General features: G+C 69.5%; 13 protein-coding genes. 4 read left to right on the top strand and 9 right to left on the bottom strand.

Annotation, left to right across the window (positions count from 1 at the left end; all coding sequences use genetic code 11):
- Positions 1 to 109: 109 nt before the first annotated feature.
- Both ACWD02_RS37470 and ACWD02_RS37465 read right to left on the bottom strand, forming a co-directional pair.
- Complete coding sequence (locus ACWD02_RS37470; RefSeq protein ID WP_451219643.1) at positions 110 to 562, bottom strand: N-acetyltransferase family protein; 453 nt, start codon at positions 560 to 562, stop codon at positions 110 to 112.
- 136 nt (positions 563 to 698) lie between these two features.
- Positions 699 to 1,157 carry a MarR family winged helix-turn-helix transcriptional regulator gene (locus ACWD02_RS37465; protein ID WP_451219640.1) on the bottom strand — a complete coding sequence of 153 codons (459 nt, stop codon included), beginning with the start codon at positions 1,155 to 1,157 and terminating at the stop codon, positions 699 to 701.
- 140 nt (positions 1,158 to 1,297) lie between these two features.
- Here ACWD02_RS37465 and ACWD02_RS37460 point away from each other — a divergent pair, with 140 nt between their 5' ends.
- On the top strand, positions 1,298 to 2,506 hold the full coding sequence (locus ACWD02_RS37460) for an MFS transporter (protein ID WP_451219638.1): 1,209 nt from the start codon (positions 1,298 to 1,300) through the stop codon (positions 2,504 to 2,506).
- A gap of 45 nt (positions 2,507 to 2,551) precedes the next feature.
- On the top strand, positions 2,552 to 2,977 hold the full coding sequence (locus ACWD02_RS37455; RefSeq protein ID WP_451219635.1) for a GlcG/HbpS family heme-binding protein: 426 nt from the start codon (positions 2,552 to 2,554) through the stop codon (positions 2,975 to 2,977).
- An 85-nt stretch (positions 2,978 to 3,062) separates the two neighbouring features.
- Here the strand turns inward: ACWD02_RS37455 and ACWD02_RS37450 are convergent, their stop codons facing one another.
- Both ACWD02_RS37450 and ACWD02_RS37445 read right to left on the bottom strand, forming a co-directional pair.
- Positions 3,063 to 3,932 carry a GNAT family N-acetyltransferase gene (locus ACWD02_RS37450; RefSeq protein WP_451219632.1) on the bottom strand — a complete coding sequence of 290 codons (870 nt, stop codon included), beginning with the start codon at positions 3,930 to 3,932 and terminating at the stop codon, positions 3,063 to 3,065.
- A 5-nt stretch (positions 3,933 to 3,937) separates the two neighbouring features.
- Positions 3,938 to 4,489, bottom strand: coding sequence for a DUF2269 domain-containing protein (locus ACWD02_RS37445; protein WP_451219629.1), 552 nt, complete (start codon positions 4,487 to 4,489; stop codon positions 3,938 to 3,940).
- Positions 4,490 to 4,565: 76 nt separating this feature from the next.
- On the opposite strand from ACWD02_RS37445, the gene ACWD02_RS37440 reads away from it, so the two are divergent.
- On the top strand, positions 4,566 to 5,198 hold the full coding sequence (locus ACWD02_RS37440; protein ID WP_451219626.1) for an HAD family hydrolase: 633 nt from the start codon (positions 4,566 to 4,568) through the stop codon (positions 5,196 to 5,198).
- Positions 5,199 to 5,592: 394 nt separating this feature from the next.
- On the top strand, positions 5,593 to 7,191 hold the full coding sequence (locus ACWD02_RS37435) for a globin domain-containing protein (RefSeq protein ID WP_451219623.1): 1,599 nt from the start codon (positions 5,593 to 5,595) through the stop codon (positions 7,189 to 7,191).
- On the opposite strand, the gene ACWD02_RS37430 is transcribed toward ACWD02_RS37435, so the two are convergent.
- The 5 genes from ACWD02_RS37430 to ACWD02_RS37410 form a co-directional block, all read right to left on the bottom strand.
- Positions 7,188 to 7,670 (bottom strand): NUDIX domain-containing protein, encoded by a 483-nt coding sequence (locus tag ACWD02_RS37430; RefSeq protein WP_451219620.1) that lies wholly within the window; start codon positions 7,668 to 7,670, stop codon positions 7,188 to 7,190. The genes ACWD02_RS37435 and ACWD02_RS37430 overlap by 4 nt on opposite strands.
- Before the next feature lie 59 nt (positions 7,671 to 7,729).
- Entirely contained in the window at positions 7,730 to 8,635 is a 906-nt protein-coding gene (locus tag ACWD02_RS37425) for a LysR family transcriptional regulator (protein WP_451219617.1), read from the bottom strand.
- 226 nt (positions 8,636 to 8,861) lie between these two features.
- Positions 8,862 to 10,055: a cystathionine gamma-lyase gene (locus ACWD02_RS37420; protein ID WP_451219615.1), complete on the bottom strand. Its 1,194-nt coding sequence runs from the start codon at positions 10,053 to 10,055 to the stop codon at positions 8,862 to 8,864.
- A complete protein-coding gene (locus tag ACWD02_RS37415) occupies positions 10,052 to 10,549 on the bottom strand; it encodes a low molecular weight protein-tyrosine-phosphatase (RefSeq protein WP_451219612.1) in 498 nt (165 codons plus the stop codon). The genes ACWD02_RS37420 and ACWD02_RS37415 overlap by 4 nt, the downstream gene beginning before the upstream one ends.
- A gap of 9 nt (positions 10,550 to 10,558) precedes the next feature.
- Entirely contained in the window at positions 10,559 to 10,939 is a 381-nt protein-coding gene (locus tag ACWD02_RS37410; protein WP_451219609.1) for a phage holin family protein, read from the bottom strand.
- Positions 10,940 to 10,952 lie beyond the last annotated feature (13 nt).

Raw genomic sequence — 10,952 nt, 5'->3', positions numbered from 1 at the left:
GCGTTCCTCGCCACCGGCGGCGGCGACCTGGCGGCCCAGGAGGCGTGGGCGCGGTTCGCGTCGGAGCACGAACACGACACCCCACCAGTGCGTGACATCAACGGCAGCTTCAGAGCTGCAGCTTGAAGCCCACATGCGACGCCGTGAACCCGAGGCGCTCATAGAAGCGGCGGGCATCGGTGCGTGTGGCATCGGAGGTCAGCTGCACCAACTGGCAGCCCTGTCGCCGGGATTCATCGACGGCCCACTCGATGAAGCGGGTGCCGAGGCCACTGCCGCGCTCGTCCGCATGGACGCGTACGCCCTCGATGATCGACCGCAGGGCTCCCTTCCGGGACAGGCCCGGAACGATCGTGAGCTGCAGTGTGCCGACGACGCGTCCCTCGCGTACGGCGACGACTTGGTGCTGGTTCGGGTCCGTGGCGAGGCGTTCGAACGCGGCGAGGTACGGGGTGAGGTCGTCCGGCGACTCGCGTGTGCTGCCCAGGGGATCGTCGGCGAGCATCTCCACGATGGCGGGGATGTCGTCGGCGACCGCCGGGCGTATCTCAAGATCTCCCATGAGGCGCAGCCTATGCAGCCACCCAATTTTTCGGGAGGCCACCGTTCCTGTCGGGAGGTCACCGTTCCTGTCGGGAAGCACCCGTTCCTGAAGGGACGCACCGCTCCCAGTGGGAAGCACCGCGCCGCCGGCTGCCCTACGCCGGGACCCGCACCGCTTCCACGGCCCTGACCAGTGGCGCCAGCTCCGGGTTGAGTGCTGCCTCGTCGAGCGCCTCGCGCAGCGCGGTGTCATTGGTGGGGCGGGCCGCGGCGAGCAGGGAGGCGCCCGCTTCGCTGACGTCGGTGTAGATGCCGCGGCGGTCGGTGGGGCAGAGGTAGCGGGACAGCAGCCCGCGGTCCTCGAGCCGGGTGACCAGCCGCGTGGTGGCGCTCTGGCTGAGCACGACGGCGTCGGCGACCTGCTTCATCTGCAGATGACCGCCCTCCCCGTCGTGCTGGCGGCTGAGGACGTCCAGCAGGGAGTACTCGCGCACGCTCAGGTCGTGCTTGGCCTGCAGGGCGCGCTCGATGTGGGTCTCGATCTTCCCGTGGAGCAGGGAGAGCGCGCACCAGCCCTGCGCAAGGGCGGTCAGTGCGGGGTCCGTCGCTGTCATGGCTCTTGTTCCTCCGTCCCGGAGCTGCTGAGGCCAGGATAGTCCACCGGTGCAATATCCAGCGGTTGCAAGTAACCCGCGTGTGCAACTATTGTGGACGCAAGCTAAGCGCACCTGCAACCGTCTTGGAAGGTAGAACCATGCCTCTCGCGCTACTGGCCCTCGCGATCGGGGCCTTCGGAATCGGGACCACAGAGTTCGTGATCATGGGACTGCTCCCTGAGGTCGCGGGTGACTTCGGCGTCTCCATCCCCACGGCCGGTCTCCTCGTGACCGGCTACGCACTCGGAGTCGTGCTCGGCGCTCCCCTGATGACCGTCCTCGGCACCCGCATCTCGCGCAAGCGCATGCTGATGCTGCTCATGGGCCTGTTCATCGCGGGCAACCTGCTCTCCGCCGTGGCCCCGGCCTTCGGCGTCATGCTGGCGGGACGAGTGGTCGCCTCGCTCGCACACGGAGCCTTCTTCGGCATCGGCTCCGTCGTCGCGGCAGAACTGGTCGCACCGCAGAAGAAGGCCGGAGCCATCGCCATGATGTTCACGGGCCTGACGGTGGCCAACGTGGTCGGTGTGCCGCTCGGCACGCTCGTCGGACAGACCCTCGGCTGGCGCACCACCTTCGCCGTTGTCGCGGGGCTCGGCGTCATCGGCCTGGCAGGCATCGCCAAGCTCGTACCGGACCTGCCCAAGCCCGAGGGCGTACGGCTGCGCCACGAGCTTGCCGCCTTCCGCAATGTCCAGGTGCTGCTCGCCATGGCGATGACGATCCTCGGCTTCGGCGGAGTCTTCGCGGCCGTCACCTACCTCGCACCGATGATGACGGACGTCGCCGGCTACGCGGACTCCTCCGTGACCTGGCTTCTCGTCCTCTTCGGCCTCGGCATGGTCGCGGGCAACCTGATCGGCGGAAAGTTCGCGGACCGCGCCCTGATGCCGCTGCTCTACATCTCCCTCAGCTCGCTGGCCGTCGTGCTCGCCCTCTTCACCCTCACCGCGCACAACAAGATCGCGGCAGCCGTGACCATCACGCTCATCGGCGCCCTGGGCTTCGCCACCGTGCCGCCGCTGCAGAAGCGGGTGCTCGACCAGGCCTCCGGTGCTCCCACGCTCGCCTCGGCCATGAACATCGGCGCCTTCAACCTCGGCAACGCGCTCTCGGCCTGGCTCGGCGGCCTCGTGATCTCCGCCGGTCTTGGCTACACCGCCCCCAACTGGGTGGGCGCGGTACTGGCGGGCTCCGCACTCCTCCTGGCCGTCGTCTCGGCCACGCTCGAGCGCCGCTCGGCCGCTCCCAGCCTGGTCGTCGCGGGCGCCGCCCCCGTCGAACAGGCAACCCCCGTCCACCACTGACCCCCTTCCCCCCCTCAGAAGCACCACCGCACAAGGAGAAACCCCATGAGCACCACCACCCCCGCCGTCGCCCCGCTCACCACACAGGACGCCGAGGCACTCGTTTCCGCGGCCCGCCTCGCGGCAGAGGCCGCCGGTGTCACGGTCAGCGTCACCGTTCTCGACGCGGGCGGCCACCTGCTCGCGTTCCGGCGCGACGACAGGGCCGTCCTGATCTCCGGCGAGACGAGCACCCGTAAGGCGTACACGGCGCTGCAGCTCAACGCCCCGACCGCCGAACTCGTCGACCTGGTCAAGCCGGACGGCCCCTTCCACACCCTCCCCACCGCTCTCGACCGGCCGCTGCTCTTCATCGCCGGGGGCGTCCCGGTACACCGTGACGGCCGGCTGATCGGCTCCATCGGTGTCGGCGGCGGAGCGCCCGAGCAGGACCACGGGTTCGCCACCACGGCCGTGGAGGCTCTCGCGTAGTAAGACAGCGGGAGTACACAGAGGCCCGCCTCCGGACGCCGGATACTCCAGGCGCCCGGAGGCGGGCCTTCGCCGTGCTCTCCGGTCAGCCGGCAGCGACCGTCAGCGGCGCGAAGCGACGGGACCAGTCACCGGGCAGCTCGGGGATGCCGTACGTCATCACGGCGTTGAAGGCGATCGGCTCCAGGCCGCGTTCCTTCACCCAGTCGAGCAGCTCTTCATGGCGTACGTCGATGTCGGTGCGCAGGGGCCGGTCCGAGCCCTCGGCGAGTGAGGCGATCAGGGCCTTCGCGGTCTCCGTGTCCGGAGCGATCAGGGGGCCGATGACATGGGTCTCCATGTTCGGCCAGGCACCCGCGTAACCCGTGATCGTGCCGTCCGTCTCCGCGACCCGCAGTTGGTCGACGAAGGCGCGAAGCCGGGTGAGTACGTGCGTGCGGTCGAGGCCGAAGACCTCGGTGTCGAGCCGGATGATCGCGGGCAGGTCCTCCGCGGTCGCCGGACGGGTGGCGACATCCGGAAGCGAGCCGCCGGGAGTGAACCGGCCGCGGACCATCTCGGCACGACCGGTGGTCTTGAAGCCGAGCTGCTCATAAAGGGGTTGGCCGTTCGGCGTCGCGTGGAGGGCGAGTGGGGTGGTCCCCGCGCCCTCGACGACGTACCGCATCAGGTGGCGGCCGAGGCCCTTGCGGGCGTGGCGTTCGGCGACGAGGACCATGCCGATCGCTCCGAGGCCGGGGCGCTCCTGGGGTCCGTACTCGGTGACCACACAGGCGGCGGCGAGGCCGTCACCGGAGGGGTCGTCGATGCCGTAGCCCGTACCGGCCGAGAGCAGGAGCCCCCATTTGTGGTCCTCGCGTGGCCAGCCTCGATCCTGCGACAGGTCGGCGCAGGCGGTGAGATCGCGGAGGGTCAGTCGGCGGATGGGCAGAGCGGAGAGGGAAGGTGTCGACACTCGGCTCAGGCTGTCTGACGCATGACCTTGGCGTCCACCGGTTTGTGGGCAGAAGCACGTTGAATTTGGCCGCGTCGCTTCTGGCCGCGGCGGGTCAGACCCCAGGGCTTGAGCACCGAGATGACCGTCATGAAGAGATAGGCGCTCAAGGAGACGATGGGTCCGGCGATCAGCCCGGTCGGATCCGTCACCGGCTCGCCCGAGGAAACGACGGCGACCGTGTCGTTGAGGCCCGGACGCAGTGCGAATGCCGACGCGGCGGTGGTGGCCAAGGTCAGCCAGAACTTCGTGTAGACCCAGCGGTGCCTGGCAAGCCCCCAGGGAGTGCCCAGGGAAAGCAGTAGACCGCTCAGCAGCGTGAGCAGGGCGAGCGGCAGCACCAGCCAGTCCGCGAAGAGCTTCATGGAGCGGGCGGCGGCCTCGGTGACCGAGGCGGAATCCGTGGTGATGGCCGCGGAAGCAAGCGCGAGCAGGCCTAGCGTGAGCCCGAGCCAGCCTGCAGCGGAGATGACATGGACGACGAGGGTGGCCCGGCGAGCGGGGCGGCTTAGTTTCACGTGAAACACGGTGCCGCGAGCGGCGGCCGAGGGCGTCTGACAGCGGGAGTAACCGCGGGTACTAGCCTCGGCGTACATGGCACGCCTTCACCTCTTCGACTTGGACGGAACGCTGCTGCACGGCACGGCGGCTCCCGTGGAGATCTCACGCCAGCTCGGCCTCGACGCGGAGATCGCGGAGCTGGAGCGGGACTTCGTGGCGCAGAGGATCGACTCGCCCCAGTACGCGGACCGGGTGCACGCCCTGTGGGCGGATCTCACGGATGCGCAGGTCACCGCCGCCTTCGAGGGGGCGCCGTGGCTGTCGGGGATCCGGGAGACCTGGGCCGAGATCCGGGCGGGCGGCGACTACTGCGCGGTGATCTCGCTTTCGCCGTCGTTCTTCGTGGAGCGGCTGCTCGGCTGGGGTGCGCATGCCGCGCACGGGTCGCGTTTTCCCTCCGTGCCTTTCACCGAGCCGGTGAATCCGACGGGCATTCTCAATGCCGCGGCCAAGGTGAAGATCGCGAACCGCCTGTGTGAAGAGTTCGGGGTGGGGCAGTCCGATTGCATCGCTTATGGCGACTCGCTCTCGGACGTGGAGCTGTTCGGAGCGGTGCCTGTTTCGGTCGCTGTCAATGCGGATCATCGGCTCGTCGGGCTCGCCACCCACTCTTATGTCGGGCGTGATCTGCGTAAGGCGTACGAATTGGTGCGTGGCGCCAGGTAATTGGGGCAATTGGAAGGCGTAGATCCCTGAATTCCCGGTGAAGGGCGGCGGGACTTGTGCGCCGGACGGCTGCCGGTATGGTCGAGTCCGGTTCGGGCCGGGTGCATCTCAGCGCACCCCAGGGGGGCGCGGGCGGAGGTCAACGAAGCCTAACGGGACGAAGAGATCGAAGACCTGAACTTTCCGTTACGCGACCGGCGTCACGGTGGGGGATGGGACGCTGCGGTGAGGTAGCTGCGGGCAATGTCACATTTATTGCCTACTTGTCCGTAGGGTCCGGTAATCCGAGGTTCAATGTGGCCACATTGGCTGCCGAGGCGGAGCGGGGAAAGCAAGCGGCTTCCTTCAGGGAAGTGCACGGACCGACTGAGAGATGTTCGAGGCGAGGCACAGCATGGACGCTCCGACCACCACGTCGGCGGGCAACGGGACTGCCGGTGACAGCGGCGGTGGAGGCGGCTGGTTCACCCCACGGAAGGCGCCGAAGCCGCCGGAGGGCGGCGAGCAGCCGACAGGGCCCGAGGGCGGTGAGCCCGAGGCGACCGAGGGACGCCGGGTGTCCGCCATACGTCCGGTGGGCAGGCCCGGGGCGCCCGGCCCGCAAGCCCGGCCCGCGCCTGAGCCGGAGCGCGTGGCCGCACCCGAGCACGCCGAGGTACCCGAGCACGCCGACGCACCTGACCACGCGGTCGTACGCGAGCACGCAGCCGAGGAGCGAATACCGGCAGCCCGGGATGCCGCAGCCCGGGATGCCGCAGCACAGGACCCCGCAGCACAGGCGCCCGCACCGACCGCGACGCACGGCACCCTTCAGGCCCCGGAACCTCACCCCCAGCTGCGCTCCGAGCGCATACCCGAGCCCCGGAAGCCCTCCTCCCCCTCGGGGTCCCCCGACGCGATCCGCGTCCAGCGCACGATGGCCGAGATAGCGCCCGTGTCCGACAAGGTGACCTCGTACTTCTACGCGCTGCTCTTCACCCGGCATCCCGACCTGCGCCCCTTGTTCCCCGCCGCGATGGACACCCAGCGCGACCGGCTGCTCAAGGCGCTGCTGACAGCGGCCGAACACATCGACCACCACGACGTACTCGCCGCGTACCTGAAGAACCTCGGGCGCGGACACCGCAAGTACGGCACGCGGCCCGAGCACTACCCGGCCGTCGGTGAATGCCTGATCGGCTCGCTCAGCCGGTACGCGAGCGCGGTCTGGGACGAGGAGACCGAGGCCGCCTGGGTCCGCACGTATACGACGATCTCCCAGATCATGATCGACGCGGCTGCCGCGGACGAACTGCGCGCGCCCGCCTGGTGGTTGGCTGAGGTGGTCTCACACGACCTCAGGACGCCTGACATCGCTGTCGTCACCGTCCGGCCCGATCAGCCCTACCCCTTCCTCGCAGGCCAGTACACAAGCCTGGAGACGCCCTGGTGGCCGCGGATCTGGCGGCACTACTCGTTCGCGTCGGCGCCGCGCTCCGACGGGCTGCTCTCGTTCCATGTGAAGGCCGTTCCCGCGGGGTGGGTCTCCAACGCCCTGGTGCATCACGCACGTCCCGGCGATGTACTGCGGCTCGGCGCGCCCGCCGGTTCGATGACCGTCGACCACACGACCGACAGCGGCTTGCTCTGTCTGGGCGGAGGTACCGGCATCGCTCCCATCAAGGCGCTCGTCGAGGATGTCGCCGAGCATGGCGAACGGCGGCCGGTGGAGGTCTTCTACGGCGCCCGCAGCGACCACGACCTGTACGACATCGACACGATGCTGCGACTCCAGCAGACCCACCCCTGGCTCTCGGTCCGCCCGGTCGTGGACGGTCACGCCCACTTCCCGGATGCCGTGCGTGAGTACGGCCCCTGGAACGAGTACGACGCCTACCTCTCGGGCCCGCCCGGCATGATCCGCAGTGGAGTGGACGCGCTGCGGGACATCGGCATCCCGGCCGGCCGCATCCGCCACGACTCTGTCGAGGAACTGGTCGCCGCGGGCGATTAGCCCAGATCAGGGGCGTGCATCGCGCGTACTCCCTCGATGTTGCCGTCAAGGTAGTGCCGCAGGGACAGCGGTACGAGATGCACCGAGGCGATCCCGACCCGGGTGAAGGGCACGTGGACGATCTCGTACTCGCCGCACGGCTCCTCCATTTCCGGGCCGTGCCGCAGCGAGGCGTCCATGGACTCCAGGCGGCAGACGAAGAAGTGCTGGACTTTGACGCCGGTCGCGCCGCCGTCCTCGCCGATGTGCTCGACGGTGTCCACGAAGCAGGGCACCACGTCGGAGATCTTGGCGCCGAGCTCTTCGTGCACCTCACGATGGAGCGCGTCGACGACGGTCGCGTCCTCGGGCTCCACGCCGCCACCAGGGGTGAGCCAGTAGGGATCGACGCCGGGTTTGGTCCGCTTGATCAGAATCAGGTCGTCGCCGTCGAGCAGGACGGCACGGGCGGTGCGCTTGACCACGGGTCGGACGGTCATGGGAGGAATGTGGCCCGGACTGTTCCACGTGAAACATCGTGAACCAGCCGGAGTCCTGCTCAAGCCCAGTCGACGGCAGCACGCAGCAGCCACTCGTGCGCCCGCGCGATGTGTGTCATGGCCAGCGTGCCGGTGCGTACGACGAGGAAATAGGTGCGCAGGGGTGGCACGGCCGGGTCCAGCAGTGCCACGACCTCGCCACTCTCCAAGGAGGGCGCACAGAGATAGCGCGGCAGCACGGCGAGCCCCGCCCCGGTGGAGACGCAGGCGAGCACCGCCCTCAGGTCCGGCACAATGACGGCGCCCGATGCGGCCGGACGGGTGTCGAAGACAGCGGCCCAGTAGCGGGCGACCAACGGCAGCGACTCGTGCACCTCCACGACGGGCAGGTTCTCCAGCACCGCTGCTCCCTTGCGGCGCAGCTTGCCGGGGCCGATACGCGACGCCAGGCGAGGGCTCGCGACCAGGACGTGCTCCTCGTCGCACAGCGGGGTCGCGGTGAGCAGGGTGCCGCGCGGCCGGACCGTCGTGATCGCCAGGTCGTGGTGCCCGGCGGAGAGCCCTTCCAGGACCTCCTCCGCATTCCCGAACGAGGCCCGCAGCGCGAAGCCCTGTCCGTCCTGCCCGGTCAGCGCGGCGAGAGCGGGTAACGCGCGAGCCGCGGTGAACTCCAAGGGTCCCGCGAGGTGGAGCGTACGTACCGAGGAGTCCTCTTCGAGCCCTGTCTCGGCGATCTCCACCAGGGCGTCGAGATGCGGCGCGGCCTTGTGGGCGAGCTCGTCCCCGATGGTCGTGGGGGACACGCCACGCGCCTGGCGCAGGAACAAGGGGCGGCCCAACTGCCGCTCAAGGGTCCGTATCTGCGAGGTGACAGCGGGCTGGGACAGGCCGAGCAAGGCGGCGGCACGCGTGAAGGAGCCGGCCCGGTGCACGGTCACGAACGTGCGCAGCAGGGCCAGATCCACGGCGGCGCCCTCCCCTCCCGGCCCTCGGGCCGCGGCCAACTATAAATATGTCGATAGGTTTCTGTCGCTACTGTGATTGGACACTGACACACAGTCAACTAGCCTTGTTCGCGCGGTTCTTCGCGCGCAGAACCGGAACGGTCCGAGCCACGAGGGGGGAGGCTCGGACCGTTCGTTGTGCGTAGCCCGGTACTAGCCGCGAGCACTCCGCGGGCACGCAGGGCGCTCAGCCCGCTGACTCGTCCAGCGCACGCAGCACGTCCGCGACCAGGTCAACGGCGTCCTCGGAACCGGCGGAGAGGCGGATGAAGCCCTCCGCGACGGCGTCCCCGCCCCAGCGGCCACGCCGCTCCGCGGTAGAACGCACCCCGCCGAAGCTCGTCGCGTCGTCGACCAGACGCAGCGCGTCCAGGAAACGGTCGGCACGCTCGCGCGAGGGCAGCGTGAAGGAGACCACGCACCCGAAGCGCCGCATCTGCTGCGAGGCGATCTTGTACGAGGGATCGTCGGGCAGCCCCGGATAGCGGAGCCCGGTCACCTCGTCGCGGGCGCGCAGCGCCTCGGCCAGAGCCAGGGCGTTGGCGTTCTGGCGATCGGCGCGGAGCTGGAGCGTGGCGAGCGAACGATGCGCCAGCCAGGCCTCCATGGGCCCCGGGATGGCCCCGACGATCTTGCGCCAGCGCCGCACCGAGGCGGTCAGCTCCGCATCACGGCAGGCGACGTATCCAAGGAGGATGTCGCCGTGGCCGGTGAGCATCTTGGTGCCGCTGGCCACGGAGAAGTCCGCGCCGAGTTCGAGGGGACGCTGGCCGAGCGGGGTGGCCAGAGTGTTGTCGACCGCCACCAGGGCGCCACTCGCGTGTGCAGCGTCGGCGAGGCGCCGTACGTCGCACACGTCGAGGCCCGGGTTCGACGGCGTCTCGATCCACAGCAGCTTGGCGCCGTCCAGGACGTCGAGCTGGGCGTCACCGCCGGTCGGGGCCGTGCGCACCTCGATGCCGTACGCGGTCAGCTGCTCCCTGACCAGGGGCAGCGCCTGATAGCCGTCATCCGGCAGGACCACCGCGTCGCCGGCGCGCAGCTGCGAGAAGAGCACCGCCGAGATGGCGGCCATCCCGGAGGCGAAGACCAAGGTCTCGACGTCCGGGCCCGCGACCCCGCCGCCGCCCTGGTCCGGCGCTTCGAGCTCGCCGATGGCCTGTTCGAGAAGCGTCCAGGTCGGGTTGTCGTCCCGGCCGTAGGTGTACGGCCCGGTGGGCTCGCCCGGCAGGTGGAAGTGCGCGGCGAACACCGGCCCGGGGAGAGTCGGCTCGTGCTTCACGGGCTCGGGGAGCCCGGCCCGCACCGCTCTCGTGCCGTCGCCCGTCCCAGTGCCCGTTCCCGCGCCGTCACCTGCGGCTATCGCTGCGGAGTCCGTCATGCCGCCCGCCCTTCCCTTGCTTCGCGTACGGCGTCGAGCAGACCGTCGCTCGCCGCCTCCACCATTCTCAGGCACGCGTCGAACCCGTCGATGTCCCCGTAGTACGGGTCGGGGACGTCCAGCTCGCCGAGCCCGGCGGCGACGGGGTCGTACGAGCGCAGCAGCCGCACCTTGTCCGCGTCGGCCGGTGTGGGCGCGAGGCGGCGCAGGGCCCGGTGGTGTCCGGCGTCCAGGGCGATCACGAGGTCGAGCCGGGGGAACCAGGAGACCTGGAAGCGGCGCGCCACGTGATCGCTCTCATAGCCGGCGGCCTCCAGGACGGAGACGGTGCGCGGGTCGGCACCATCCCCCTCGTGCCAGCCGTCGGTGCCCGCGCTGTCCACCACGACGAGGCCACCGAGCCCTGCCTCGTCGACCCGGGCACGGAAGACGGACTCGGCCATGGGGGACCGGCAGATGTTGCCGGTGCACACGAAGCACACGGAGAAGGCCATGGGGCGGTCTCAGTCCTTGTCGTCGGGCAGGACGACGTTCATCGCCCAGGACACGATCGAGATGATCAGGCCGCCCAGGACGGCGGTCCAGAACCCCTCGACGTGGAAGCTCACGTCGAGCTTGTCGGCGAGCCACGAGGTGAGCATCAGCATCAGGGCGTTGACCACGAGGGTGATCAGGCCGAGCGTCAGGATGAACAGGGGGAAGGTGAGCACCTTCACGACCGGCTTGACCAGGAAGTTCACCAGGCCGAAGAGCAGTGCGACGACGATCAGCGTGAGCGTCTTCTTGCCCGTGCTGTCGCCGGTCAGCGTGATCTTGTCGAGGAGCCACACGGCGACGGCCAGGGCCGCCGCGTTGGCGATCGTCTTGACTACGAAATTCTTCATGTGTGTGATCGTT

The organism is Streptomyces sp. NPDC002853 (genome assembly GCF_053591915.1).
This window is presented reverse-complemented; position numbering and strand designations above follow the sequence as displayed.

What these genes read in the sequence shown, in the direction of transcription:
- ACWD02_RS37470 (WP_451219643.1), bottom strand. Translation starts at nt 562, where the DNA reads ATGGGAGATCTTGAGATACGCCCGGCGGTCGCCGACGACATCCCCGCC.
- ACWD02_RS37465 (WP_451219640.1), bottom strand. Translation starts at nt 1,157, where the DNA reads ATGACAGCGACGGACCCCGCACTGACCGCCCTTGCGCAGGGCTGGTGC.
- ACWD02_RS37460 (WP_451219638.1), top strand. Translation starts at nt 1,298, where the DNA reads ATGCCTCTCGCGCTACTGGCCCTCGCGATCGGGGCCTTCGGAATCGGG.
- ACWD02_RS37455 (WP_451219635.1), top strand. Translation starts at nt 2,552, where the DNA reads ATGAGCACCACCACCCCCGCCGTCGCCCCGCTCACCACACAGGACGCC.
- ACWD02_RS37440 (WP_451219626.1), top strand. Translation starts at nt 4,566, where the DNA reads ATGGCACGCCTTCACCTCTTCGACTTGGACGGAACGCTGCTGCACGGC.
- ACWD02_RS37435 (WP_451219623.1), top strand. Translation starts at nt 5,593, where the DNA reads ATGGACGCTCCGACCACCACGTCGGCGGGCAACGGGACTGCCGGTGAC.
- ACWD02_RS37430 (WP_451219620.1), bottom strand. Translation starts at nt 7,670, where the DNA reads ATGACCGTCCGACCCGTGGTCAAGCGCACCGCCCGTGCCGTCCTGCTC.
- ACWD02_RS37420 (WP_451219615.1), bottom strand. Translation starts at nt 10,055, where the DNA reads ATGACGGACTCCGCAGCGATAGCCGCAGGTGACGGCGCGGGAACGGGC.
- ACWD02_RS37415 (WP_451219612.1), bottom strand. Translation starts at nt 10,549, where the DNA reads ATGGCCTTCTCCGTGTGCTTCGTGTGCACCGGCAACATCTGCCGGTCC.
- ACWD02_RS37410 (WP_451219609.1), bottom strand. Translation starts at nt 10,939, where the DNA reads ATGAAGAATTTCGTAGTCAAGACGATCGCCAACGCGGCGGCCCTGGCC.